A 25,237-nucleotide genomic window follows, 5' to 3' on the forward strand; every position below is an offset into this window, starting at 1 on the left:
CGCGAATCCTGGCTCGCCGCGCATCAGGCGGGGCGCGCAGGACACGTGCCTGCTCCCCGGCACCGCCTCGACCTTTCGGAGTACTTCTTGAACAAGCGCAGCTACTACTGGCCCCTGCTCCTTCTCCTCGCGGCCTGCAACTCCTCGGAGCCTGCTCCTTCGGAACCTGTCCCCTCCAAGTCCGGGACTGTCGTCGAGGGATGGCCGAGGGCGACCCCAGAGATCGAGACGCAGGTGGAGATCCTCACGTCCGGAGAGGTCATCGCGAGGGGGAAACAGTACGTCAACAGTCGCGATGCTCGGGCCGCAGCCTATATCCGCAAGTACGACGCGCTGGGTGCTGAACTCAAACTGCCAACGGTTGGTGACCAACTGTATGCGTGCGGGTTCATGTCCGTCGACGCGCAGCAACGCTTGCTGACCGTCTTTACCGCCTTTGACAAAAGCACCTACATGACTGTTTGCCGTCACCTTACGAGCGATGGGAGCGACGATGCATCGTTCGGTGATTCGGGGTGCCGCAAATTTACGGGCTTGCCGCTAGACCATGCCGTTGGAGTGCGTAGCCTTGCTTCAGGCGCCGTCCTCGCCGCCACGTCCAGCGTCCTGCTCCAGGCGACACCCAGCGGTGAACTCGACCTCAACTTCGGGGTACAGGGCATCTACTTGGTCGAGCCTTCCTTTGGTCTGTCCTCGTTCGCCGCCCAGTCCGACGGCCGGATTCTCGTGGCGTTGAGTAAAAACACAGCGCAGGGCACACCACGGAAGCTCATCCGGCTCACTTCTTCCGGGGTACTTGATCCGAGTTTCGCGAGCGCAGGGACCCTCCTTGATGTGGGCGGCACCATCTACATGAGTGCGGACAACGCCTTCTTCGTCCTCGATAGCGATAAGAGGTCCCTCTCTCGGTATCTCGCCCAGGGGACGCCGGATGTGAGCTTCGGAACGAACGGGAAAGTAGACCTCGCCGCAACCGCGCAGACCGACGTGTCCGAACTCCAATCCACGGCCATCGCAGTGGATGCCGAGGGTCGAGTCTATTTCGCGGTAAACACCAACCCCGGCACTGCCGATAGCACCTCATACAGGGCTCTGATTGCTCGACTCCGAACCGATGGCACCCTCGACACGGATTTCGGCATCCACACCGAAATCGAGCATCACTTCTTGACTCTCGACGCCATCTCGATTGGCGCAGACGGGAAGATACTGATCTCCGGCATTTGGACGGATGAGAACCGCCACGTGAATTGGGGCTTGGCACTGCTCTGGCCCTGAGGTCCTCCCCGTGAGCCCCACCCTTCGTGCCTCGTGACAGGCAATGGGGTGGGGCCCGGGGGCCGCTCGCGCACCGGGCTGCGGCTTCAACCCTTCAGGTCCGCTCGCAGACCGTCCAGAGCAGGCGCTCGATGACCAGGCGGCCGTTGCCGGAGGACTTGAGCGCCAGGTCCGCGTCCGCGCAGGCCACCACGGCATCGAGCAGCTCGCGGCGCTCGTAGCGCGCCGCCGCCTGCATGCCGAACGCAAGCGCCCACGCGTTGGGCATCTTGCGCTTGGTGGCCTTCAGCTCCGCTTCCAGCTTCGGGAGGATGCGGGCCTCCACGTCGCGGCCCGTGCGAGGCGGCGTGCCGCCCGCGTACTTTTCCAGCCACGCGTGGTTCTCCAGGAGCGACCGCACGATGGAGGCCACCGCCCCCAACAACTGGAGCGCGTGCGTGCCCTGCCCCATCGCGTCCTCCGCGTAGGCCAGCGCCGCGTGCAGCTCTCGCTTCTGGAGGGCCTCGGTCAGCTCGAAGAACTCCTCCTCGCGCGCGTGATGCACCAGCAACGCCACGTCCGAGGCGTCGATGGTCGGGCCGTCGGCGTAGGTGGCCAGCTTCTCCAGCTCGGACTGGAGCAGGCGGATGTTGCCGCCGATGCGCTCCTTGAGCCCCTCCAGCGCTCCGGGCCCCAGCTTCTTCTTGAAGGGCGCCAGGAACTCGCGGGACAGCTCCGTGAGGTCCAGGTCCTTGTGGCGCGCGGCCACCTTGCGCTCGACCAGACGCCCCTTGTCCTGGGCGAACTTGAGCAGCGGGTTGCGCGAGTCCACGTCCGTGGCGGCCAGCACCAGCGCGTGCCCCGCGGGCACCCCCTTGTTCAAGAGGTCCAACAGCGCCGAGGCGTCACCTTCCGGCGCGCTGATCCGCTCCTCACGGCAGAAGGCCGCGGCCTCCTTCAGGAACGCGAGGTCCGCGTCCGCCAGCTCCACGTTGAGCTCGTCCTTCCACTGCTCCACCGTGGGCGCGCCCGCCGCGTTCGGATCCAACTTCTCCACGCCCCAGCCCGCTCGCCCCGCCAGCGCGAGCAGCCGCCGCGCGCCTTCCTTGCGCTTGCCCGCCTTCCACGCCTCGCGCGCCTTGGCCAGCGCGTCGCCACGTCCCTTCTTGGGCGCGAGGAACTCCGGGTCGCGAACCAACACCACCTTGCGCCCGGGGAACAGCGGCAGGGTGGCCACCTCTTGCGCCACCTCGCGCGGCGAGGCCGCGTCCAGCGCCACCAGGTTGAGCCCCATGGCCGCATCTGGCACCAGCGCCTTGACGAGCTCGTCGGCGCCGCGACGCACCAGGAACTCCTCGCCCCACAGGAGGTACAGCGGCCACACGCGGCCGTCCTTCACCTCCTTCAACACCTCGTCCATGTCCGCGCTCACCGCGCCTCCAGGAACAGTTCGATGAGCATCCGCTCCAACTGGAGCCTCGGCGAGCCGTTGCGCGCGACGATGGCCGTCCGCGCCGACTCGAGCAGCGCGTGCCGACGGTGCAGCCCCGCCTCGGAAGTGCGCGCGGCCACCTCGCGCGCCAGGGACACCAGGTCCGCGTTGGCCAGGTGCTCACCGCCCGCCTTGGCCAGCGCCACGTCGCGCGTCCACAAGAGCAACAGGTCCAGCATGCCCTCCGCGTCGTCGCGCGAACCGCCGTGCGCGTCCGCGAACCGCAGGAGGGCTGGGATGTCGTCACCGCGCAGCGACTCGAAGGCGGTCACCCCGTCCTTGCGCTCCGCCAGCGCATCCAGGTCCAACGCGAGCGCGCGCCCAAGGCTGCCTCCCGACATCACCGCGGCCAGCCCCGCCGTCGCCGCGTCCAGCTTGCGCTCTTGCTGCACCCGCTGGGCGATGAGCGCCGCGGGCAGCGGTCCAAAGTGCACCTTGCTGCACCGGCTGCGGATGGTGGGCAGGAGCCGATCGATGGCGCTCGCCACCAGGATGAGCGTGGTGTCCGCGGGCGGCTCCTCCAGCGTCTTCAGGAAGGCGTTCTGCGCCTGCACGTTCATCGCCTGGGCGCTGACGATGAGGGCCACCTTGCGCCGCGACTCCAGGCCGCGCAACGCCACGCGCTCCTGGAGCTGGCGGATCTGCTCCACGCGAATCTCACGGCTCGGCGTGCCGGTGAAATCCGAGCGCCCCGCGAGTCCGCGCGACACGCGCTCGTCATCCGGCATGAGCCACGTCACGTCCGGGTGCAGTCCTCGGGCGATGCGCGTGCAACTACCGCACTCGCCACAGCCCACGTCGGGCCGCTCCGGGCACGTCAGGGCCATGGCCAACCCCACCGCGGCCCGCTCCTTCCCTACCCCTTCAGGCCCAGCGAACAAGCAGGCGTGATGCACCGCGCCCGCGCGCAGGGCCGCCTGGAGTGAATCAATCGCGCGGGGCTGTCCCAGCACGGAGGCGAGCGTCATGGGGGGGTGTATCCCCGCTCGCGCCGGACACGTCAACCGCCGCATTGACCTGGGCCTGGGGGGACGGTGAGATTCGCGTGACTTGCTTCCCTTCCTTCAGAGCAATCTCTCCCTCGCGGTGGGGGCCGTGCTGGCCGTCCTCCTGCTGGGCGCCCTCGCGGCCACCTCCGACAAGGACCTGCGCCGGGACCTGCGGGGCGCGCTGCGGCTCATCATCGCCTTCGTGGTGCTGCGGCTGGCCGCGTGGGCGCTGCCGGACACCTCGCACAAGGCGGCGCTGAAGCTCGTGCGCGTGGCGTGGATGCTGATGTTCGCCTTTGGCGTCATCCGCGCCGGGGTGGGCATCGGGCTCAAGCTGTGGCGGCTGCGCTCTCCGGGCACCACGCCGAAGATCCTCCGCGACGTCATCGACTTCACGCTCTACGCGCTGGCCGCGGTGCCCATCCTCCAGACGCAGCTCAACCTGGACCTGGCCGGGCTCGTCGCCACGTCCGCGGTGCTGTCGGTGGTCATCGGTCTGGCGCTCCAGGAGACGCTGGGCAACCTCTTCGCGGGCCTGTCGCTCCAGTTGGACCGCCCCTTCGAGGTGGGCGACATCGTCCACATCGGCGAGCACAGCGGTCGCGTGGTGCACCTGGGCTGGCGCTCCATCCGGATTGCCACCTTCCGGCGTGAGCTCATCACCCTGCCCAACGGCATGGTGGCCAAGGAGAAGGTGAAGAACTACTCCCAGCGCCACGAGCCGGTGGGCGTGGACGTGTCGCTCGGGCTCTCGTACGACGCGCCGCCCAACCGCGTGAAGCAGGCGCTCGTGGAGGTGGCCCAGGAGATTCCGCACATCCTCGTGGAGCCTCCGCCCTTCGCGCGCACGGTGTCCTTCGACGAGTCGTGCGTGCGCTACATGGTGCGCTTCTTCCTCTCGGACTTCACGCTGGCGGAGACCGTCAAGGAAGAGCTGCACACGCGGCTGTGGTACCGGCTGCGCCGCGACAGCATCGACATCCCGTTCCCCCAGCGCACCGTGCACGTGCGTCAGGAGACGCGGCGCCTGGAGCTGTCCGAGGAGACGGTTCACGAGCTGCTGCGCGCGGTGGACCTGTTCAGCCCGCTGGGCACCTCGGAGCTGGAGCGCCTGCGCCGCGAGGTGGCGGTGCGCCGCTTCGGCCGCGGCGAGCGGATCATCCAGGAGGGCGAGGAGGGCCGGACCTTCTACGTGGTGGGCTCCGGCGAAGTCAGCGTGCGCGCGGGCAAGGCGCAGGCGGAGGTCACCCGGCTGGGGCGCGGCAGCTACATCGGGGAGATGTCGCTGCTCACGGGCGAGAAGCGCGCCGCCACGGTGGTGGCGATGGAGGACTCGGTGCTGCTGGAGCTGGATCGGCCCACCTTCGGGCGGCTCTTCTCCGAGCATCCGCAGCTCGCCGGGCAGCTGTCCCGCCTGCTGGCCCAGCGGCGCACCCAGCTTCGCGCCGTGGCCGAGGCGCATGGCGCCAGCGTGGACCCCACCCCCGAGGCGGGCAGGATCCTGGGGCGGCTGCGGCAGATCTTCGGTCTCGCCCACGAGTAGGCTGTCCGCTTCTGGGAATCGCTGTCCCGGGTCCGAGCGCTCCCCCCCCAGAAGCCCGCATCTCCCTGGACCCGCCCCGAGTCAGGCCGCGCGCGGGGAGCCTTGGCACGGCATTCGCTCTGTGGGACGGACATGGACACCCTTCGCCAGGACATTCGCTACGCGCTGCGCACCTTGTCGCGCACCCCCGGCTTCACCTTGGCCGCCGCCCTGACGTTGGCGCTCGCCATCGGGGCCAACACCGTCCTGTTCAGCGCCATCCATGCCGTGCTGATGCGCCCCCTGCCCTTCCCCCGCGCCGAGTCGCTGGTGCGCATCTGGGACACGCAGGAGGCCATCGAGCGCGCCTCCGTGTCCCAGCCCGAGCTGCTGGGGTGGCGCGAGCAGACGCATGCCTTCTCGCAGCTCGCCGCGTTTGACCACGTGGACTACAACCGCCAGGGCATCGACACGCCGGAGCGGGTGCGGGGCGGTCGCGTCACGACCAACTTCTTCACGCTGCTCGCCGTGACGCCCTCGCTCGGCCGGGACTTCACGGAGGAGGACGCCCCGGCTGCCGCGCCCTCCTCGCGCGTCATGATCAGCCACGGCTTCTGGAAGCGCGCGATGAACGCGGCGCCGGACGTGGTGGGCCAGACGCTGGTGCTGGACGGGCGCAGCCACACGGTGGTGGGGGTGCTGCCCGAGTCCTTCTCCTTCCCGGAGTACACCGAGGACGTCGACGTGTGGGTGCCGCAGTGGATGGATCCGCAGCGGCACGGCATGCACCACCTGGCCGTGCTGGGACGCCTGGCTCCGGGACGCACGGTGGAGACGGCGAGCGCGGAGCTGGCGCGGGTGGCGGGCCCCATCTCGCACGTGAACGCCGGAGAGAAGCCCCATGGCGTGCGCGTGGTGTCGTGGCGCGAGTCGCTGGTGGAGGGCACGCGCCCGGTCCTCTGGACGCTCTGGGCCGCGGTGGGCTTCGTGCTCCTCATCGCCTGCGCGAACGTGGCCAACCTGATGCTGGTGCGCGCGCTCGGGCGGCAGCGCGATGGCGCCATCCGCGCCGCGCTCGGCGCTCCCCGTGCGCGGCAGGTGCAGCAAGCGCTGGTGGAGAGCGTCCTCCTCGCGTTGCTCGGTGGGGCCGTGGGCATGCTGCTCGTGCTCTGGGGCCTGGAGCTGGTGCGCACGCTCCTGCCGCCCAACATGATCCGCATGGCGCCGATGGAGCTGAGCGGCACGGCGCTCCTCTTCAGCTTCGGGCTGTCGGTGGGCACCGGCGTGCTCTTCGGGCTCGCGCCCGCGCTCTACATGTCCACGGTGGACGCGATGGGCGTCCTGCGGGGCTCCAGCCGCTCGGTGTCCGGCACCAGCAATCCGCTGCGCAGCGGGCTCGTGGCGGTGCAGCTCGCGCTGGCGCTGGTGCTGCTCGTGGGCACGGTGCTCATGGTGCGCACGCTCGACAACGTCCAGCACGTGGACCTGGGCTTCGATCCGCACGGCGTGCTGACGGTGCGCCTGTCGCAGCCGCTGTCGCAGAGCCCCGAGGACCTCACCCGGCGCGCGGCCCTCTTCGAGCAGATGCGGCAGCGGCTCGCGACGCTGCCCGGGGTGGAGGCCGCGGGCTTCGTCAACGACGCGCCGCTCGGAGGAAGCAACAGCAACGGAGACTTCGTCATCGACGGGCGGGGCGCGCCTCCGGAAGGCCAGCGCTGGCTCACCGAGCTGCGCGTGGCCACCCCGGACTACTTCCGCGCCATGCGCATTGCCCTGCGGAGCGGGAGAACGTTCGAAAGCGGAGACATCTCGAGCTCGGCGCCCGTGGTCATCATCAACGAGTCGTTCGCGCGGCGGTACTTCCCGGGTGAGGAGCCGCTGGGCAAGCGGATCCGCGTGGACTGGACGGACGCGGAGCCCTACCGGGAGATCATCGGCGTGGTGGGCGACGTGCGCCACGAGCGCCTCACCGAGCCGGCCAAGCCCGAGTCCTACGTGCCGCTCACGCAGTTCCCATGGCCCACCATGACGCTGGTGCTGCGCACGCGCGGCGAGCCCACGACGATGCTGTCCTCGGTGCGCAACGAGGTTCGGGCCGTGGACAGCACCCTGCCCGTCCAGGACCTGCGCCCGTTCGATTCCCGACTGGAAAACGAGCTGCGACGTCCCATGGCCGTCACTCGACTCCTGGGGTGCTTCGCGCTGCTCGCGCTCGTGCTGGCCGGAGTGGGCGTCTACGGCGTCATGGCCTACGCGGTGAGTCAACGCACGCGGGAGCTGGGCATCCGGCTGGCGCTCGGAGAGCACCCCAGCTCGGTGCTGCGCCTCGTGCTCGGCCAGGGCATGCGCCTGACGCTCGTGGGCGTCGCCGTGGGCGTGGTGGCCGCGCTCGCGTGCACGCGCCTCATGGCGAGCATGCTGTACGGCGTGAACGCCAACGAGCCCTTCATCCTGGGCGGGGTGGCATTGACCCTGGCTTTTGTCGCGCTGCTGGCCAGCGGCGTGCCGGCGTGGCGCGCCAGCCGGGTGCCGCCCACGGTGGCCCTCCGCGCGGAGTAGGCCTCGAGGCTCGTGCATGGTGGGAAACGCGTGACGCTCGCCACTGCACTCGCGGCACCTGCGACCCTTTGACGCCCAGCGTGGGAAGCGATTAAACGCTCCCATGCACTGCGACTGGACCTTTCTTGTCCGAGCGAGCGCCGTCGTCGTTCCCGGCGTGCTGCTCATGGCGTTGCACGCAGCAAGCGCCGCGCCCCCGCAGGCGACCCCCGACACGCCCACGGGACTGGAGAAGCTGTCGCGAAGGCGCGTCTTCTTCGGACACCAGTCGGTGGGGGCCAACATCCTCGAGGGCGTGGGCCGGCTCATGGCGCGTGGAGGGCCCGCCCCCAAGGTGCAGGAGGTGCGCGAGCCCACCGCCCCCGTCGCACCGGGCACGCTGGCGCACGCGATGCTCGGCCACAACGAGCAGCCCGAGTCCAAGCTCGCTGACTTCGAGCGGTACATGGACGACGGGATGGCGGCGCAGACGGACATCGCGCTCCTGAAGTTCTGTTACATCGACTTCAACGTGCGCACGGACGCGCGCGCGCTGTTCGCCCGCTACCGCGCGACGATGGACGGCCTGAAGGCGCGCCATCCGCAAGTCACCTTCGTGCACGTCACCGTGCCGCTCACCACCGTGCAATCGGGCGCGAAGGCGTGGCTCAAGGAGCTGATGGGCCGCTCCGTGTGGGGCGTGGGCGAGAACGTCACGCGCGAGGCGTTCAACACGCTGATGCGCCAGACGTATGCGGGCAAGGAGCCGCTGTTCGACCTGGCCGCGCTGGAGTCCACCCGACCGGATGGAACACCGGAGACGTACGCGCTCAACGGCCGCGCGTATCCAGCGATGGTGCCCGCGTATTCGAACGACGGGGGCCACCTGAACGAGGTCGGGCAGGCGCGCCTGGCCACGGCCTTCATCGACTTCCTGGCGGCCTTGCCACCCGCCACGCGCACCACTCCCGCCCAGGCCGTGCCGTGACGCCATGGGCACGACCCTTCCGCTGAGGCGCGGGCTCGGAACACTCCTCGCCCGCCTGAAGCTTCACCGCTGCCGGGCGGTGGGACTCGCGCCCATCGTCCTGGGCCGGGTGTGGATCCACGGCGAGGGCGAGGTGGTGATCGGCAACCACGTGGTGCTCGATGGCCGCGTGGCGCCCATCGAGCTGCACGCGCAGCGCGGCGGCCGCATCGTGCTCGAGGACGACGTGGCCATCGAGGGGGGCAGCTCCCTGGAGGCGCAGTCGTGCATCACCGTGGGCGCGCACAGCCGACTGGGGACGTGGTGCAAGGTGATGGACAACCAGTACCACCCGCTGCGGGGCAATCGTCACGAGCGCCCCGCCTCGGTGCCGCTCACGATTGAAGAAGGCGTGATGGTGGGCAGCCGCTCCATCCTGTTGCCCGGGACCCACCTGCAGAAAGGCGCCCGGCTGGCACCCGGCACCGTTGTTTCTCGGCGCATTCCCTCGGGAGTCCGGGTGGGGGGGTCACCCGCCCGAGTGTTGCGCACGGAGGAGCCAGGATGAATGCGCCCACCTTCCCGCTGCACCCGGCGCTCGTGATGGCCCAACTGGCCGAGATGCGTGACCAGTTCCGCCCTCGCGCCGAGCGCGCCATGGGGATTCTTCGCGCGAAGTGGTTCCTGCGCGACTGTCAGGTGGACTGGGGCGTGGCCACCTACGGCCGCGTCGTGGTCGACAATCAGGGCGTGGTGGAGCTGGGTCAGCGATTGAGCTTCATGGGAGGCATGGTGCCCACGTCACTCACGTGTCACCCCGGCGCGCGGCTCGTGGTGGGGGCCAGCTCGCACTTCAACTACGGCGTGTCGCTGGAGGCCTGGGAGTCGGTGTCCATTGGCGAGCGGTGCATGTTCGCCTCGTTCGTGCGCATCTGCGATCGCGACGGCCAGCGCACCGCGCCCATCGTCATCGAGGATGACGTCTGGGTGGCGCATGGCGCCATCCTCATGCCGGGCGTGCGCATCGGCGCGCGCTCGGTGGTGTCCGCCGGCAGCATCGTGACGCATGACGTGCCGCCGGACATGTTGGCCATGGGCAATCCCGCGCGGACGATGAGCATGGACCTGGTCGCCCGCGGCACAGGCACCTGACGCCCCCTTCGCGGTGGGACTCAAGGAAACGCCCCGCCGCCGTCTTTCTCTCCTCGATCATCCCTTCACCGCACAAACGATAGGACCCTACCGTGAGCACACGCGACAGCATCCGGAGCTTCATCGTCGACACCTTCTTCGTGGATGAGTTCGGCGACGACGATTCGTTTCTTCGCAAGGGGCTCATCGACTCCACGGGCATGATGGAGCTGGTGGCCTTCGTGGAGTCGGAGTTCGGCATCAAGCTGGACGACAAGGAGCTGGTGCCGGAGAACCTGGACTCGCTCTCGCGCGTGGTGGCCTTCGTGGGCCGCAAGCAGGCGCTGGCGAAGGCGAGCTGACCCGTCATGTGCGGCATCGCGGGGTTCACCTACGCGGAGGGCGGCGCGGCCATGCGCGGCCCGAACGCGGCGCGGCTGCGCCAGATGACGGCCAGCCTCCGCCACCGGGGGCCGGACGCGCAGCGAGCGCGGCTCCTGGATGGGGTGGCGCTGGGACACACGCGGCTGTCCATCGTGGACCTCGCGTCGGGGCACCAGCCCATGCACGACGCGGCCACGGGCGTCACGCTTGTCTTCAACGGTGAAATCTTCAACCACGTGGAGCTGCGCGAGCAGCTCGCGTCGGGCTACGCGTTCCGCACGCGCTCGGACACGGAGGTCATCCTCGCGGCCTATCTGGCATGGGGCATGGACTGCGTGCGCCGCTTCGAGGGCCAGTGGGCCTTCGCGCTGTGGGATCCGCGCGACCGCACCCTGTGGATGTCGAGAGATCGGGTGGGCATCTGCCCGCTGTACTTCGCGCACCTGCCAGACGGACAGGTGGCCTTCGCGTCGGAGATGAAGGCCCTGTTCGCCAGCGGGCACGTGACGCCCAAGCTGGACGCGCGGGGCCTCAAGCAGACGTTCCAGCTCTGGGCTCCGGTGGCGCCGCGCACGTCGTTCGAGGGCGTGTCGCTCTTGCCCCCCGCGCACACGGCGCGCTGGCGAGACGGCACGCTGACGCTCCAGCGCTACTGGGACCTGGACTTCGGCGTGACGCCCGAGCCCGTGGAGGACGCGCCTCGGCTGCTGGAGGAACTGGACGAAGTGCTGGAGCGCGCGGTGCGGTTGCGCCTGCGCGCGGACGTGCCCGTGGCGGCGTACCTGTCGGGCGGATTGGACTCGAGCTTGCTGTGCGCGCTGGCGCAGCGACAGCTCGGAGGCACGCTGCGCACGTTCTCGGTGGGCTTCGCGCACGCGCGCTTCGACGAGCGCAGCCATCAAGCCGCGGTGGCCCAGGAGCTGCGCACCGAGCACCGCGTGGTGGAGATGCGGGACGGAGACATCGGCGGATTGGTGCCGGGCGTCATCTTCCACGCCGAGCAAGCGATGATGCGCTCCGCGCCCGCGCCCTTCCTCAGGCTGAGCGCCTGGGTGCGCGACAACGGCATCAAGGTCGTGCTCACCGGGGAGGGCTCGGATGAGATGTTCCTCGGCTACGACCTCTTCAAGGAGACGAAGGTCCGCCAGTTCTGGGCGCGCGCGCCGCAGTCGCGCTGGCGTCCGCTGCTCCTGCGCAAGCTCTACCCCACCCTGTCGGTGAGTCAGCAAGGCGTGGAGCTCTTGCGCGAGTTCTACGGTCAAGGGCTGGAGGAGCCGGGGGCGCTGGCCTTCTCGCACCTGGTGCGCTGGTCCAACAGCGGGCGCATCCAGCGCTTCCTCGCGCCGGAGTTCGCGGCCCGCGTGGCGGATGAGGATCCGGTGGCCTCGCTGCTGGAGACCGTGCCCGCGCACGTGGGCCAGTGGCGCCCGCTGGCGAGGGCGCAGTACCTGGAGGCCCGCACGCTCCTGTCCGGATACCTGCTGTCCGCGCAGGGCGACCGCATGCTCCTGGGCAACGCGGTGGAGGGACGCTTCCCGTTCCTGGACACCACGGTGATGGAGTTCGCCGCGCGCGTGCCCGAGCGCCTGCGCCTGCGCGGCCTGGACGAGAAGCACCTGCTCAAGCGCTATGCACGCGGCAAGGTGCCCGCGTCCATCCTGGAGCGGCAGAAGTTCCCCTACCGCGCGCCCATCGCGGGCGCATTGGTGGGCGCCGAGGCTCCCGCGTGGTGTCGCGAGCTGCTCGCGCCCGAGGCCGTGGCCGCCACCGGCGTGTTCGATGCGCGCAAGGTGGAGCGGCTCGTCGCCAAGCTCCGGGCGCCCAACGCGGCGGAGAGCGAGGCGGACACCATGGCCCTGTTCGCCGTGGCGTCCACGCAGCTCCTCGCCCACCACTTCCTGTCCCCGCTTCCGCCTCCGTCCGCGGACGTGGAGGCCGTGGCGCTGGAGGCCGCATGAGCACACCGGACACCGCGCCCGCCTGGGTCTGGGCTCACGCGGGCACCACGCCGGATGCCCCCGCGGTGGACTCGCCCTGGACTCGGCTGACGTACCGGGAGCTGGCCACGCGCATGCGGGCTCTGGCCGGACAGCTGCGCGGCGCGGGCGTGGGTCCCGGGGTGCGCGTGCTCATCGCGCTGCCGCTGGGCTGTGCGTCCGCGGTGGCCTCCTTGGCGGTGCAGGCGCTGGGCGCATGCGCGGTGGAGCTGGAGCGCACGACGAGCGGGAGCACGCTGGACACCATCGTCGCGCAGACAGGCGCGCGGCATGCGTTCTTCTTCGGCCAGGACGCGCGGCAGTGGGCGGGTCGCGCGCAGCTCACGCACCTGTGGGTGGTGCATCCGTCCGCGCCCCCGGAGCGGCTGCTCGGACTGCTGGGCAGCGCGGCGAGCGCGTGGGTTCAAGAGGACGGCGCGCTCGGCGCGGAGACACCCGAAGCGCCGCTCGAGGCCCTGCCTCCGGCGGCATCGGATACGGCCGCCGCCATCGTCTACACCTCGGGCAGCACGGGCACGCCTCGCGGTGTCGTGCAGACGTTCGGGAACATCGCGGCCAACACGCGCTCCATCGTGGAGTACCTGGGCCTGTCCGCGCGCGACCGCGCGATGCTCGTGCTCCCGCTGCACTATTGCTACGGCAAGAGCGTGCTCCAGACGCACCTGCTCGCGGGCGGCTCGGTGTTCCTGGATCCGCGCTTCATGTACCCGCAGGTGGTGTTGGACGCGATGGCCACCGAAGGTTGCACGGGCTTCGCGGGCGTGCCCCTCACCTTCGAGCTGCTGCGGCGGCAAGGCGCGCCCGAGGCCCTCGCGAGGCTGTCATTGCGATACCTCACCCAGGCCGGCGGAGGCATGTCGCCAGACACGGTGCGGTGGGTGCGTGAAGCGTTCCACCCCGCGAAGCTGTTCGTCATGTATGGCCAGACCGAGGCCACCGCGCGCCTGAGCTACCTGCCGCCCGAGCGCGCGCACGACAAGGCGGGCTCCATTGGCATCGCCATTCCGGGCGTGGAGCTGCGCGTGGTGAGCGAGGACGGGCTTCCTGTGCCCACCGGAGAGACTGGACATCTGGTCGCGCGCGGGGCCAACGTGACGCCGGGCTATCTCGGCGCCCCCGAGGACACGGCCGCCATCCTGCGCGAAGGCTGGCTGTGGACGGGGGACCTCGCGTGGCAGGACCCCGACGGCTTCTTCTTCCTGGTGGGCCGCGCGAAGGAGATCCTCAAGATTGGCGGACACCGCGTCAGCCCCGCGGAGCTGGAGCACGCCCTGGCCCGCCACCCCGCCGTGCAGGAAGTGGCGGTGGTGGGCGTGCCCGACGAGCTGGGCGGCGAGGCGGCCCTCGCGGCGGTGGTGCTCCGTCCCGAGGCGGCGGTGAAGGACGACGACCTGCGGCGCTTCTGTCGCGAGTCGCTCCCCGCCCACAAGGTGCCGCGCCACGTGGTGTTCACGGACGCGCTGCCACGCGGGCCCAACGGCAAGGTGCTCAAGGCCGAGCTGCGAACCCGACTCACGACTCCTGTCTCACCCCCTCAACCGAGGTCCTCGACATGAAGTTCTCCAAGCAGGTGCTGGAACTGGACTGGGAAGCCAAGGCGGCCTCGCTGGCAGAAGGGCTGCGAGAGGCGGTGCTGCGCAAGCTGCGGCGGCGCGGCCTGGTGGTGGCCATCTCGGGAGGAATCGACTCGGCCTGCGTGGCCGCGTTGGCGGTGCGTGCCCTGGGGCCCGACCGCGTCTTCGGTCTGCTCTTGCCGGAGCGCGACTCCAGCGGCCTGTCCTCACAGCTCGGCCGTGAGCTGTGCAGTCACCTGGGCATCCAGCACACGCTGGTGGACATCGCGCCCGTGCTGGAGGCCGCGGGGTGCTATTCGCAGCGCGACGCGGCGGTGCGCTCGGTGTTTCCCGGATTCCAGCCCGACATGAAGTGGAAGATCGTCATGCACGGCGATCGGCTGAACACCGACGCGCTGAATGTCTTCTACGTGGTGGTGCAGGTGAATGGCGAGGAGCAGCGCTTCCGCCTCACGCCGCAGGCCTACGTGCAGATCGTCGCGGCCACGAACTTCAAGCAGCGCGTGCGCAAGATGATGGAGTACTACCACGCGGACCGGCTGAACTTCGCCGCGTCGGGCACGCCGAACCGGTTGGAGTACGACCAGGGCTTCTTCGTGAAGCTGGGCGACGGCGCGGCGGACGTGAAGCCCATCGCCAGCCTCTACAAGACGCAGACGTACAAGCTCGCGCGTCACCTGGGCGTCATCGACGGCATCCTCAACCGCGAGCCCACCACCGACACGTTCAGCCTGGAGCAGTCGCAGGAGGACTTCTACTTCTCCGTGCACTACTCACAGCTCGACCTCATCCTCTGGGCGAAGAACCATGGCGTGTCCCCCGAGGAGGTCTCCGCGCAGATGGACCTCACGCCGCAGCAGGTGCAGCGCGTGTTCGATGACATCGAGCAGAAGCGCCGCACCACCGCGTACCTGCACGCGCCGCCGTTGCTGCTGGAGCCCGTGCCGGAGCTGACGCCGTTCAAGATTGGCTGAGCACTTCGGGCCCACGAGACGCGTCGTTCCTCGGCGCGTCTCGCGGCCTCTCGCTCCCGAGTCGCCTTACGGGAACGTCCGGGCCTGGGGCGCCTCCTTCACGGGACCAAAGCCCCAGCGCGCGCGCTCCTCATCCGTCACGCGCGGGTCCATGGTGTAGAGCGAGAACTGCCTGGCGCCCTTCGCCCCGAAGAACTGCGTCCCGAAGCGCTGCGGCTTTCCGGCATCCATGCGCCACCGATCCCACGCCGCCGCCGTCAGCCACAGCCCTCGGGGGTGGCCACGCCGCGCGGCCTCGGCGCCCATGTCTCGGGCCATGGCGTAGCGCTCCAGCGTCGTTCCGTGCTGGAAGATGAAGCCCGCGGACAGGAAGTCCTCCGCCGTCTTCAAGTCGCCATGGGCCACCATCTCCTTGGCTCGGGCCAGGTGCTGGCGGTCCTTCGCCACGAACGCGGCGACCTGCTCCGGCGTGGGCTTCTGCGGGAGATGGCGGCGCATCGCCTGGTCCTCGGCGAACATGCGCCGCAGCTCCGCGTTCGAGCCGGGATACTCCTCCAGCATCTTCGCGATGCGCTCGCCCAGGGCCTTGAGCTCCGGATCGCCCCGCAGCAGCGCCAGGTCATCGTCCTGATTCATCCACGCCACGTCCCGATAGCCCGTCTCCGCCGCCTTGGACAACCACGCCAGGGTCTCCGCCTTGCGCCCCAGTCGCCCCGTGGCACACGCCGCCCAATAGGCCGTGTCGCTCTCCCGGTTCCCGGCGCTCCAGGCTCGCGTGGAGAGCACCAGCGCCTCTTCGGGCTTGTTCTGGCCCATCAGCGCGGTGCCGGCACGGGCCTCGAGACGCCCCGGCATGGGCGCGGCCAGGGGCTCCATGAAGGGCAGCTCGGCGGCAGTCTCAGCGCCCGCCGAGAGAGGTGAGGCGGAGGTTGTAGGTGTCGACGCCTCGGGACTGTGAGCACAGGCCGAGGCCAGGGAGAGACACAACGCGAAAGCAATGAGCCATCGCATCCCGCAAATCCAGGAGCAGTCCCTGATTGGCGCAGACAGAGAATCATGGCCGCGACGTACAAGATGGCGCGGAAGCGGGTCGCCTCTTGGCGCAGCGGGTGGCCGACGGCGCGAAAGCGATTGAGTTCGTGGAAGCAGCACTCAATCCGGGAGCGCAGCCGATTGCGTGCGCGGTCCAAAGGCAACCGTCGATTGCGCTTCGGACTGGAGACCGCGGTACGCGCAAGCCACCCGCCCCCACCGCGGATGGCCTGCGCGAATCATTGGCACCAAATCAATAGGCGCTGAAATCAATCTGCAGGACGGGGGTGTCCGCTTCGATGTCGCGCCGGAACCGCCCCCATCGGTCGAGCGTGCTCTCGTCGAGCACAGCCGGATCGCGATACTGGTGGAACAGCGCGTAGTTCATCGAGCGCTGGAGCGCGAGCAGGTCCGGCACGGCCGCGAGCCACTCGCGCTCCATGCGTCGGAGCTCCCGATACCCCTCGAGGAACGGCCCCAGGAACGCGGCGACCGCTTCGTCGCGCGCCTCTCGAACCTCGCCTCGCGCGATGTAGAAGAGGAGGACCGCGATGTCCTTGACGAACCACGCGTACTCGCAGTTGTCGAAGTCGAACGCGGTGATCTTCCCTTCGGCGAAGCAGAAGTTGTGCATGTGGAGATCGGCGTGGATCAGCCCGTAGCTCTCCGGTGTTTTCGGTAGCCGGTTCAAGCGCGCGATGATCGCCTTGGTGCGCTCGCGAACGAGCTTCTCCTCGGGGGGCGCGAACCGGTCGATGTCGACCACGTCATACTCATGCCATTCCTGGCGCTTGAGCTTGGGGCTCGAAGGCGCGTAGGTCTCGGCGCGGTTGTGGAGCCGCGCGAACAGCCGGCCCAGGTCGCGGAACAGAGGGGCCTTCCAGTAGCGCTCCTTGAGCGGAGGCGCGTCGTCGAAGACGATGCCCGGCGCGCGCTCGAACGCGGTGGCGACGAAGTAGCTGCCGGGTTCGCGATCTTCGATCCGCTCCACGAACTGCCCCGAATCGGAGAGGACGGGCGAGGCGATGGGAATGCGCGCGGCGGCCAGATATCGAACGAACTCGACCTCGCCCAGCGTGTAGTCAATCGTTCGCCTCGTGCTGTGCGAGATGCGCAGGATGATGCCTTCGCCGTCGTCGTTCTCCGCCTCGTAGACGAAGTTCTCGAAGGCCGCGAGCTCGGTGAGCTGTTCGGGCGATAGGCCATATCGGCGCGCAGCCTCATCGCGAATCGGTTCATGGAAGCGGCGGACGAGCTCTGGATGCATCGAACCCTCTAGTCCTTCAACGTGAGGCTGCTCTCACCGTAGCCCAGCACGGTCGAGGCAGAGTCGCTGGTGACCGAGACCCCCAGGCCGCGCGCGAGGGTCTCCGCCAACGGGGGGCCATTGCGCGGCCGCGTGAACACCGCCAGGTCCATGCCGGTCAGGGGGTGATCCGGTCGGCGGAGCCGCTGGTTCAGCATCGCTTGCTCGCGCTCGACGACGCGCAGGCACCGGCGCTCCAGGGCGAACGCGTTGGCCGCGACGTCCGCGAGCTCTCCGAGGATGGGCTCCGCCACGACCACGTCTTTTGTCAGCCCGTGCGCGAAGAGCTCGGCCAGTCGCCGCCGGCTCGTGGCCTGCTCGGCGGGATCCAGCTTCGCCAGCCCGTCCAGCGAGGTGCCCTGTGGCGTGCCGGGGAACGCCTCGCCAATGCGCGCGAACAACCAGCGGCTGAGGTTGATCTCGCGCTGGTAGGTCTCGGCGAGGGGGAAGTCGTCCCGGAGCAACGGGTAGTGCTCGACGTCGATCGGCGCCTCCACGCGCTCTTGCAGCGCGGTGCGTGGGAGGTGTCCAGCGAACGCGGCCCGGAGCCGTTCGTGGAGCAGCCCCTGGGTCGCGCCGAGGAAGCGGACCACCGATTCGACGCGCTGCCCGAGCAGGCCGTAATCGAGCGCGGCGTCGAGATCGCCGAGGCGCGCCGCGATGTCGGGCTGGGCATCAATCGGTGCCGGGGCCGAGCCGGTCAACACCTGCAGGTATTCGTTGATGAGCGCCGGCGGCCCGGCGCACACGCCGTGCGGACCATGGAAGACCGCGTGACGCTCGGCATAGTCCACGATGCCTTGCGCGGTGACGGGCTGCTCGGGGGCATCGCGCACCAGGTCGTTGGTGACCAGGCGAACACCGTCGATCAGCCGGAACATGGCCGCGAGCCCGCTGTCGAGCGCTCCGTTCGGCACCGGATCGGTGCCCCTCACCAGCACGTACCCGACCGACGCGAGCGTGCAGACGACCATGATCTGGAGCTCGCCCGCGGTGAGCACCCCCGGGGTCCGGGGCGGCATGCGCGCGAAGAAGGCCTTGCGGAACTGCTCGGTCAACGAGAGCAGCTCCGGCCACTGACGCGCCATGGCCTTCATCGCCGTCACGTTCATCGGGCGCTCGTTCTGGTACCGGCTCCCCGCGTACTGGCACTGCTTGCGCACGGTGGGGAGATCGAGGAACAACGTGCGCGGTGCGACGTTGTTCTCGCCCACTTGCCGGCCGTCACCGTCGATCGCCGGATGCGCCACGCGGTAGACCGGCACGACCACCTCGAGGTTCGACAGCTCGAACGCCCGTCCGAACGCCTGTTCGGTCAGCACGGGGCAACGATTGTCGTGGGCGCTGAACGTGAGCGGCGCACGCCCTTCTGGCACCTCACCCAGCCGCTCAGGGAAGGACACCGAGGTGCGGCCCGTGGGCGCATCCGAGACCCGCCTCAACACCCGCTGTTCGATCAATGCTTCGAGCAGCTCCCGGATCTTCTCCCAGGAATGGGGCGCGCCGTCCGACCACGCCATGGCGTCGGAGGCGTGAAATTGCTCGACCTGGAGCAGCTTCTCGCCCAAGGGCGCGAGGTCCGGCTCGTCGAAGATGAGCTCCACCTCGCCATAGAAGAGGTGCAGGACCTGCTGGCCATTCCCGGCGTCGAGCCGGTCGTGCGTGAGCCGCCTTCGATTGGGAATGTAGAGCAACTCATCCGCTTGCAGCTGTGCCATGGCTTCTCACTCCCGCTTCAGTGTGACGTCGCGCGACCAGGTGCCGCCGAGCGAGCGATAGACCTCGACGCGATGGTTGAGCAGCAGCCGTTGCGCTTGCAGACTTGCGCGCTCGAGCCCGATCAGATTCGTCAGGGCGGTGAGCACCGTCAGATAGTCCGACTGCCCCTGCTCGAAGATCCGCCTCGCCTCGTCCAGGAGCTGCCGCCCGAGCTGGACCTGCGTACGCAGGCTGCGCAGGCTCGTCGCCTCGTTCTCCTCCTGGACCACGGCATTCTGCACCCGTCCGATCGCGGTCTGCAGCGCGAGCTGGTATTGGACCTGGCGACGCTGGAGTTGGATTGGCAATCGCAAGTGCTCGGTGAATCGCCGTCCATCGAACAGGGCCCAGGTCAGATTGAGCCCGACGACGGACTGGCCAAGGACCGGCTCCGAGAAGCCGACCTTCGCGGCGCCCACGCTGCCCACCAGCTCGATGGTCGGAAGCCAGCTCGCCCGGTTCGCGTTGATGCGGTGCCCGACCTCGGCGACGCGCAGCTGCGCGAGCCGCATCTCGGGCGTGTTCACGTTCAGGTCGCCTGGCGTTCCGAGTTGTGGCGGAGGCGGGAGATCGGGAAGCTGTCGCTCGAGTGGAACGATGTCGTCCGCGGGGCTGGGGACCCGGCCCAGCAGCGCCTTCAGCTCCGAGTTCAAGAGCGCGTTCCGGGTGGCGATCAGCGGCACCTGCGATTCGAGGTTCACCAGCAGCTGCTCCTGCTGCAGCACCGCGAGCCGGGGCGTGAGGTGCTGCTCGAACCGCGCTCGAATCAGCCGGAGCAGCTCCTTGTTGGAGTCGATCTGCCGCAGCGTGAGGTCCCGGAGCGCGCGGGCCTCGAGGATGTCGAACCAGATCTGGGTGATTCGCAGCGCGAGGTCCTGGACGCGGCCCTCGGTGAGCTGCCGCTGCTGCTCGGCGAAGTTCAACCCCGCGCTTCGCTGCGCCGCGAGGTTCCCGAACAGGTCGACCTGGTAGGCCACTCCGAAATCGGCGGTGGCGATGTTGTACTCGACCTGGGTTGCCGGCGCGGGCGGAACGATGGAGACGACATGACTCAGCCTCGCCGGGTTGAGGATGCCGACCTGGAGCGGGTACCACCAACCTTGCGGCACGTTGGGGTCGAGCTGGTTCTCGTAGATCAGCTCCCGCGCGTCGCGCAGGGCCAGGTTGCTGCCGAAGCACTCCTGAATGGCCGTGTCGAGCGCCGGATCGGCGAACGCCGACCACCAGACCGCGTCCTGGGTGACGCGCTCGGCGGGCTGCGCGGGCACGCCCTCCTTCGACGGCTGCGGGCTGGGAACCCCGCCCTCGGATGCGCTGGACGCTTGGGGCGGCTCGGTGCGCAGGTCGACGGAGGTCGCGTAGCGGCTCGGCGCCGGAGGCGGTTGGACGACGACGGGACGGATGAACTCGCAACCGGCGCAGGTCGTCGCGAGGAGGGCGAGCGTCAATCGAAGTCTCATGGGTGGCTGACGACCACGAGGGCTTTCGCGTGGTTGAGGACGCAGCGCTGCGCGACCCGCATGGTCTCGGGATCGAGGGAGGCGAAGCTCTCGTCGAGGATGACCAGCTCGACCCCCTGCAGCAGCGTGCGCGCGATGTAGAGCCGGCTCTTCTCGCCATGCGAGAGTTGCCAGCCGGTCTCGCCAATCATCTCCTCGAGGCCGGCGGGCATCTTGGCGACAAGCTCGTCCAGCCCGAGCTCCTTGCACAGCGCGGCGGCCTTGGCGCGCAGCTCGGGCGAGGTCGGCCACTCGCGTCCGAGCAGGAGGTTGTACGCGAAGCTGCCGGACAGGACGTGGTTCTCATGGAACTGCGGGGCGGCGGTGATGCGCTTGCGCCAGCCCGAGGCGCCGAACGTCGCGCGGTCCAACGCGTGCAGCAGCATCACCCCACCCTGCGGCGTCCTCAGGCCCGTGAGCAGCGAGACCAGCGTCGACTTGCCACCGCCCGATGGGCCCTCCAGCAGGATGCGGTCGCCCTGCGCGATCTGGAACGAGCAGTTCTCGAGCACCGGCCGGGTGCGCGCATCGTGGCGGAAGGTGATGCCCCGCGCCTCGATGAGGGTTGCGCCCGCGGCGTCGGTGAGCTGGCCTCCCTCCATTTCGAGAGGGACTTTCGATTCGAGCTCGGGGCGGCCCACCGCGAGCAACAAGTCGCGGATCTGCTCGAACGACACCGCGGCCTGGGAGACCTGCTGGAAGAAGACGGCGACCTCGTCGAAGGCTCTCAGCGCGAGCAGGACGCCGCCCACGGACACCGCCAGCGCGCTGGCATCGGCCGTACCGCTGCTGAAACTCGGCAGCAAGGTCAGCAGCGCGAGCACCAACCAGCCGTCCCGCAGGAGCGCGGTCAGCTGCATGGTCCGGCGGTCCATGACCTTCGAGAGCTCGGAGTAGGCGCTCAAGCGGACATCTTCGCCATCATGCCAGCGCTCGAGTGGGAGCTGCGCCAGACGCGTTCGATGGCCGAGCATGCGCTCGAGCAGGTCGTGGGTGATCTCGACGCGGGCGCTCGACCACGTCCGCTGGACGCCGTAGTGGCGGCGCGCGAGGACGAACGCGACCCCGATCCACAGCACGAGCACCGTCGCCTGGAGCCACCCGCCCGCCCCGAGCACGAGGATGACGCCCGCCAGGACCAGGTCGACGAGCGACAACACCGCGAGGAGGGCGCCGCCGACCGCGAGCTGCTCGACGACCTCGGCCTCGGCGACGCGGCCGAAATGGCGACCGATGCCGTCGAGCCGCACCTCGTCGGGGGTCAGCTTGAGGGTCCCCGCGAGCAGCTGCTGCTTGAGCAGCGTTCCGAGGCGAATCGAGAACACGCCCTGCCACCACACCTCGAGCATGCGCAACGGGATGGCGCAGGCGATCACGGCGATCCACCCCAGGAACCAGCCGGTCTCCAGGTGGGCCTGGAGCGCGGCACGACCGAGCAACCAGAACGAGCCCGCCAGCACCACCGAGAGGAGCGTGTGGCTCACGAGGATGCCGACGACGAGCGACGGGATGTCGCCGAGCAGCGTCCGCCGGCTCGCGGTGCGCCGGGGGCGCATGATCCAGCCGGTGCGCAGCTGCGCCTGACCGAGCCGCTGCAGCAGCATCTTGGAGCGGGCATGCTCGCGCGCACGGGGCGACATCTCCACGCCGCCGAGCAGCTGATCCACCTCGGCGGCCGTGGCCTCCTGCTCTTCGCGCAGGAGCGCGAGCGCGAGCTTCGTCTGGACCGGAACCTCCATGCCGTCGCGCGTGAGCAGGCGCAGCTTCCCGCGCCGCGTCCCCAGCAGCACCAGATAGGAGGGGACACCGTCTCGCCGGACCTGGAGGATGCAGGGCGCGGCGCGTTCGAGGACATCGGGCAGCTCGTGGTAGAGCGGCGTGATCGGCTCGAGCTCCACGCCGAGGCGATCTCCGAGCGCGAACATCCAGACCCGGCTCGGCTCGACGGCCGCCGCGGGCGGAGCGATATCGCCCGCGGTCCTGCCATAGCCTTGCTTCTGCGCCAGCAGATCCAGCGCGTCGGGCAGTCGCTCGACCGGCCACAACAGGTCGGAGGGTGGGCGCGTCATCCCACCAGCTCCAACCCGCCTGCGACGGGCTCTGTCTCGCCTGCGACGGGCTCCGCGACCGGCGTCTCCACCGGCTTCGGCACCGGCCTCTCCACCAACTGGCCGTCCGCCAGCCACCAATTGCGCCAGCGCCCACCGCCCCAGAGCAGCGTGCGGTTCTCCTGGTCGGCGCGAAGCAGCTCGGCGTATCGCGACTCTTTGTTCGCGAGCAGCTCCTTCGGCGGCCCGTTCTCGAGGATCCGACCGTTCTCGATCACGAGCACGCGATCAAACTCCTGGGTGTGCTCGACGTCGTGGGTGACACAGAAGAGGGTGATGTCTGCCCAGAGCCGCCGGGACTCGGCGAGGAGCCGCGCGCGCCGGTCGCGATCAAGACCGCGGAAGGGCTCGTCGAGGATGGCCAGGCGCACGCCGGAGCGAAGCATCGCGCGCGCCAGGCGCACGCGCTGCCCCTGGCCGCCCGAGACCAGCCCTCCGCCTTCGCCCAACGAGGTCTGCAGCCCGGCTGGAAGCGCCTCGAGGATGTCGAGCATCTCGGCGCCCTTCAGCGCCCCAGACAGCGACCAGCCGTGCGCGCCGTCGTTGCCATACCGGAGGTTGTCGATGAGGCTCTGGTTCCAGAGACTGATCGCCGGATCCACCCAGGCCGTGACGCGCCGCAGCCGCTCGACACCGGCCTGATCGAGCACCTGCCCATCGACCTTGATGTCGCCGCGCGCCGGCCGGAGCCAGCCGAGCAACAGGCCGACCAGCGTCGACTTGCCTGCTCCCGAGACACCGACGACGGCCACGTGCTCGCCGGGGGCGATGTTCAAGGAGACCTTGTCGAGGATGGTGTGACCGCCGCCTTTCACGCGGACCTTCTCCATCGTGATCGAAACGCCGCTCGCGGTGTCCGCGGGCGCGACAGGCTCCTGCGCTGACGCCTCAGGCCGGGCCCGCGACTCCTTGACGTCGCCGATGACGTCGAGGAGCCGGCGAACCCGGTTCATCGCATTCGGGAACGCGCGGCTCAGCACCATCAGCCGCTGGCCGAGGATGGGGAACCGCAGCGCCCAATAGACGACCAACAACACCAGCGAAGCCCGCTCGGTGCCCTCCAGGTACGAATAGACGAGCAGCATGACGAGGCCGTAGCTCACCAGCATCAGCCCGCCTTCGAACCCGACCGAGAGCGTCTGGAGCCAATAGCGCGCCTGGGTCCAGCTGACGAGCAAGGTCTCCTGCGCGCGGCGCAGCGACCGCTCGGCGCCGTGGATCCGGATCGGCGTGAGCCCGACGAGCGCGTTCAGGGTGAAGCCGCTGAGCGCGCCTGCGTGCATCTGCACGCGCAGGTCGGGCTCGAAGAGCAGCTTCTGCATGATCAGGGGCACGAGCAGCGTGACCGCCGCGAGCGCGAGCACGATGCCCCACGCGTGCGGTGCGGCCCAGATGAGCGCGACCGAGAGGCTCGAGACTTCGAGCGACAGGACCAAGGCCTGCGCGAGCAGGAGCGGCAGCGACCGCATCGCCTGGATGTTGTGCGTGCGAGACGCCATGTCGGAGGCGAGCCGGCTCTGGAAATAGCGGTCCTCCATCTCAGGGAGCTTCTCGAAGTACGCCTGCCGCAGCCGCACCTCGAGCCGGCGGCCGATGCCGAGCAATCCCAGTGAGACGGGGATCTGGATGAGCATGATGCCGAGCGCGACGCCCGCGAGAACGGCCATGCCCGTCGCGCGCTGCGCGAACGTGCCGAGGTCGCGCCCCAGGTCGAGCACTCCACGGAGCATCAGCGCTTGCAGGAGCCGCCCGAAGGTGGCGAACACCAGTCCCAGCGCAATCAGGCCCGGAACGACCCACGAATCTTCGCCTCGCAGGCGGAGCAGCGTTCGCGCGGGGCTCACCTGCTGGGCGACGAGCTCCGTTGCCAGGTCGCTCGCGAGCACGGCTCTCGGCGCGTCTTCGCCTGCGCGCGAAGCCTCGCGCCACCCGCGAACCCGCATCAGCACCGCGCCGGTCATCGACAGCTCGCCGTCCACCTCGGGGTTGGGGCGAACGGACCAGTAGGCAGCGGGAATGGGAACCTCGCCGGACTCGTCCTTCGCCATCATGGATTGGAGCAGGCCCGCCGCCGTCAGGCCTCGACGGATGGCGCCCGCGCGGATCATCGCTTCGGACGCCCGGCACGCGGCGTCGAGCCTGGCGATCTTCAGATGGCCGGGATCCTCGAGCGCCCCGGCAACCAGCGCCCGCGCCTGCGTTGCCCCCAGGTTCAGCAGGCGGCGCTCGAACGTCGCGACCGCCTCCTCGGACCCGGCCCATTCGCGCCAGCCGGTCGCCGGAACGGACGTGGTGTGCTGGTACAGGTGGCGCTGCAGCGTCGAAATCCGGGTCCAGTGACGGCCCGCCGCCGGGTCCATGACCTGGATGAATGGGCCGACGCGATTCCACAGCACCACGAAGTGCGGCCGTCCTCCCGCGCTGAGCGTGACGATGATGGCGGGGAGCGCCTTGGCTTCGGGGACCGCCACGTGATCGAGCGGAAGCATCACCTCCTCGGCGTCGAGCCCGAGCTGGTTCGCGACTTCATCCAAGGTGACGATCGAGGTGCCGTCGACGTCCGTCTGACACACCTCGCGAAGGACGCGATAGTTGAGCTCGACGCCCATTCCCGCGAACAGGCTCTTGAGCGAAGCGGGACCGCAGTCCGTCGCCGAGATCTGGATCACCTCGGGAATGATCGAGCGCCGGCGCCTGGGAGGAGTCATG

The 25,237-nt window shown here is 69.4% G+C and carries 18 protein-coding genes; 10 read left to right on the top strand and 8 right to left on the bottom strand.

What is annotated here, in order from left to right:
• Positions 1 to 87: 87 nt before the first annotated feature.
• Positions 88 to 1,278: a hypothetical protein gene (locus JGU66_33245; GenBank protein MBJ6765646.1), complete on the top strand. Its 1,191-nt coding sequence runs from the start codon at positions 88 to 90 to the stop codon at positions 1,276 to 1,278.
• Positions 1,279 to 1,372: 94 nt separating this feature from the next.
• Here JGU66_33245 and JGU66_33250 read toward each other — a convergent pair whose 3' ends face one another.
• Positions 1,373 to 2,677: a DNA polymerase III subunit delta gene (locus JGU66_33250; GenBank protein MBJ6765647.1), complete on the bottom strand. Its 1,305-nt coding sequence runs from the start codon at positions 2,675 to 2,677 to the stop codon at positions 1,373 to 1,375.
• An 8-nt stretch (positions 2,678 to 2,685) separates the two neighbouring features.
• Entirely contained in the window at positions 2,686 to 3,717 is a 1,032-nt protein-coding gene (holB, locus tag JGU66_33255) for a DNA polymerase III subunit delta' (GenBank protein MBJ6765648.1), read from the bottom strand.
• An 82-nt stretch (positions 3,718 to 3,799) separates the two neighbouring features.
• Between holB and JGU66_33260 the strand changes: the two genes are divergently transcribed.
• The 9 genes from JGU66_33260 to nadE all read left to right on the top strand — a co-directional run bounded on the left by JGU66_33260 (position 3,800) and on the right by nadE (position 14,825).
• Positions 3,800 to 5,281: a mechanosensitive ion channel family protein gene (locus tag JGU66_33260; GenBank protein ID MBJ6765649.1), complete on the top strand. Its 1,482-nt coding sequence runs from the start codon at positions 3,800 to 3,802 to the stop codon at positions 5,279 to 5,281.
• A gap of 132 nt (positions 5,282 to 5,413) precedes the next feature.
• Complete coding sequence (locus JGU66_33265) at positions 5,414 to 7,819, top strand: ABC transporter permease (protein ID MBJ6765650.1); 2,406 nt, start codon at positions 5,414 to 5,416, stop codon at positions 7,817 to 7,819.
• 103 nt (positions 7,820 to 7,922) lie between these two features.
• The gene (locus tag JGU66_33270) at positions 7,923 to 8,786 is read left to right on the top strand and encodes a hypothetical protein (GenBank protein ID MBJ6765651.1); all 864 of its coding nucleotides are present in this window, start codon (positions 7,923 to 7,925) and stop codon (positions 8,784 to 8,786) included.
• 4 nt (positions 8,787 to 8,790) lie between these two features.
• On the top strand, positions 8,791 to 9,333 hold the full coding sequence (locus tag JGU66_33275; protein ID MBJ6765652.1) for an acetyltransferase: 543 nt from the start codon (positions 8,791 to 8,793) through the stop codon (positions 9,331 to 9,333).
• A gap of 35 nt (positions 9,334 to 9,368) precedes the next feature.
• Positions 9,369 to 9,917 (top strand): acyltransferase, encoded by a 549-nt coding sequence (locus JGU66_33280; GenBank protein MBJ6765653.1) that lies wholly within the window; start codon positions 9,369 to 9,371, stop codon positions 9,915 to 9,917.
• Between the two features lie 92 nt (positions 9,918 to 10,009).
• Complete coding sequence (locus tag JGU66_33285; protein ID MBJ6765654.1) at positions 10,010 to 10,258, top strand: acyl carrier protein; 249 nt, start codon at positions 10,010 to 10,012, stop codon at positions 10,256 to 10,258.
• 6 nt (positions 10,259 to 10,264) lie between these two features.
• Complete coding sequence (gene asnB, locus JGU66_33290) at positions 10,265 to 12,238, top strand: asparagine synthase (glutamine-hydrolyzing) (GenBank protein ID MBJ6765655.1); 1,974 nt, start codon at positions 10,265 to 10,267, stop codon at positions 12,236 to 12,238.
• Entirely contained in the window at positions 12,235 to 13,833 is a 1,599-nt protein-coding gene (locus JGU66_33295) for an acyl--CoA ligase (protein ID MBJ6765656.1), read from the top strand. The genes asnB and JGU66_33295 overlap by 4 nt, the downstream gene beginning before the upstream one ends.
• A complete protein-coding gene (gene nadE, locus JGU66_33300) occupies positions 13,830 to 14,825 on the top strand; it encodes an NAD(+) synthase (GenBank protein MBJ6765657.1) in 996 nt (331 codons plus the stop codon). The genes JGU66_33295 and nadE overlap by 4 nt, the downstream gene beginning before the upstream one ends.
• A gap of 66 nt (positions 14,826 to 14,891) precedes the next feature.
• Here the strand turns inward: nadE and JGU66_33305 are convergent, their stop codons facing one another.
• The 6 genes from JGU66_33305 to JGU66_33330 form a co-directional block, all read right to left on the bottom strand.
• A complete protein-coding gene (locus JGU66_33305; GenBank protein MBJ6765658.1) occupies positions 14,892 to 15,845 on the bottom strand; it encodes a hypothetical protein in 954 nt (317 codons plus the stop codon).
• Between the two features lie 265 nt (positions 15,846 to 16,110).
• Positions 16,111 to 17,124, bottom strand: a complete 1,014-nt coding sequence (locus JGU66_33310; GenBank protein ID MBJ6765659.1) for a phosphotransferase — start codon at positions 17,122 to 17,124, stop codon at positions 16,111 to 16,113.
• Positions 17,125 to 17,132: 8 nt separating this feature from the next.
• Complete coding sequence (locus JGU66_33315; GenBank protein ID MBJ6765660.1) at positions 17,133 to 18,881, bottom strand: hypothetical protein; 1,749 nt, start codon at positions 18,879 to 18,881, stop codon at positions 17,133 to 17,135.
• A gap of 6 nt (positions 18,882 to 18,887) precedes the next feature.
• Positions 18,888 to 20,381 (bottom strand): TolC family protein, encoded by a 1,494-nt coding sequence (locus tag JGU66_33320; protein ID MBJ6765661.1) that lies wholly within the window; start codon positions 20,379 to 20,381, stop codon positions 18,888 to 18,890.
• Positions 20,378 to 22,489, bottom strand: coding sequence for an ABC transporter ATP-binding protein (locus JGU66_33325; protein MBJ6765662.1), 2,112 nt, complete (start codon positions 22,487 to 22,489; stop codon positions 20,378 to 20,380). Before JGU66_33325 ends, JGU66_33320 begins: the two co-directional genes overlap by 4 nt.
• Positions 22,486 to 25,236 carry an ATP-binding cassette domain-containing protein gene (locus JGU66_33330; GenBank protein ID MBJ6765663.1) on the bottom strand — a complete coding sequence of 917 codons (2,751 nt, stop codon included), beginning with the start codon at positions 25,234 to 25,236 and terminating at the stop codon, positions 22,486 to 22,488. Before JGU66_33330 ends, JGU66_33325 begins: the two co-directional genes overlap by 4 nt.
• Position 25,237: the final 1 nt, after the last annotated feature.

It is taken from the genome of Myxococcaceae bacterium JPH2 (assembly GCA_016458225.1).
Classification (GTDB): domain Bacteria; phylum Myxococcota; class Myxococcia; order Myxococcales; family Myxococcaceae; genus Citreicoccus.

Bases quoted from the DNA above. Each gene is read 5' to 3' on its own strand.
- holB (MBJ6765648.1), bottom strand. From the start codon at position 3,717: ATGACGCTCGCCTCCGTGCTGGGACAGCCCCGCGCGATTGATTCACTC.
- JGU66_33325 (MBJ6765662.1), bottom strand. From the start codon at position 22,489: ATGACGCGCCCACCCTCCGACCTGTTGTGGCCGGTCGAGCGACTGCCC.
- JGU66_33265 (MBJ6765650.1), top strand. From the start codon at position 5,414: ATGGACACCCTTCGCCAGGACATTCGCTACGCGCTGCGCACCTTGTCG.
- JGU66_33315 (MBJ6765660.1), bottom strand. From the start codon at position 18,881: ATGGCACAGCTGCAAGCGGATGAGTTGCTCTACATTCCCAATCGAAGG.
- JGU66_33250 (MBJ6765647.1), bottom strand. From the start codon at position 2,677: ATGGACGAGGTGTTGAAGGAGGTGAAGGACGGCCGCGTGTGGCCGCTG.
- JGU66_33280 (MBJ6765653.1), top strand. From the start codon at position 9,369: ATGGCCCAACTGGCCGAGATGCGTGACCAGTTCCGCCCTCGCGCCGAG.
- asnB (MBJ6765655.1), top strand. From the start codon at position 10,265: ATGTGCGGCATCGCGGGGTTCACCTACGCGGAGGGCGGCGCGGCCATG.
- JGU66_33310 (MBJ6765659.1), bottom strand. From the start codon at position 17,124: ATGCATCCAGAGCTCGTCCGCCGCTTCCATGAACCGATTCGCGATGAG.
- nadE (MBJ6765657.1), top strand. From the start codon at position 13,830: ATGAAGTTCTCCAAGCAGGTGCTGGAACTGGACTGGGAAGCCAAGGCG.
- JGU66_33320 (MBJ6765661.1), bottom strand. From the start codon at position 20,381: ATGAGACTTCGATTGACGCTCGCCCTCCTCGCGACGACCTGCGCCGGT.
- JGU66_33275 (MBJ6765652.1), top strand. From the start codon at position 8,791: ATGGGCACGACCCTTCCGCTGAGGCGCGGGCTCGGAACACTCCTCGCC.
- JGU66_33270 (MBJ6765651.1), top strand. From the start codon at position 7,923: ATGCACTGCGACTGGACCTTTCTTGTCCGAGCGAGCGCCGTCGTCGTT.
- JGU66_33330 (MBJ6765663.1), bottom strand. From the start codon at position 25,236: ATGACTCCTCCCAGGCGCCGGCGCTCGATCATTCCCGAGGTGATCCAG.
- JGU66_33295 (MBJ6765656.1), top strand. From the start codon at position 12,235: ATGAGCACACCGGACACCGCGCCCGCCTGGGTCTGGGCTCACGCGGGC.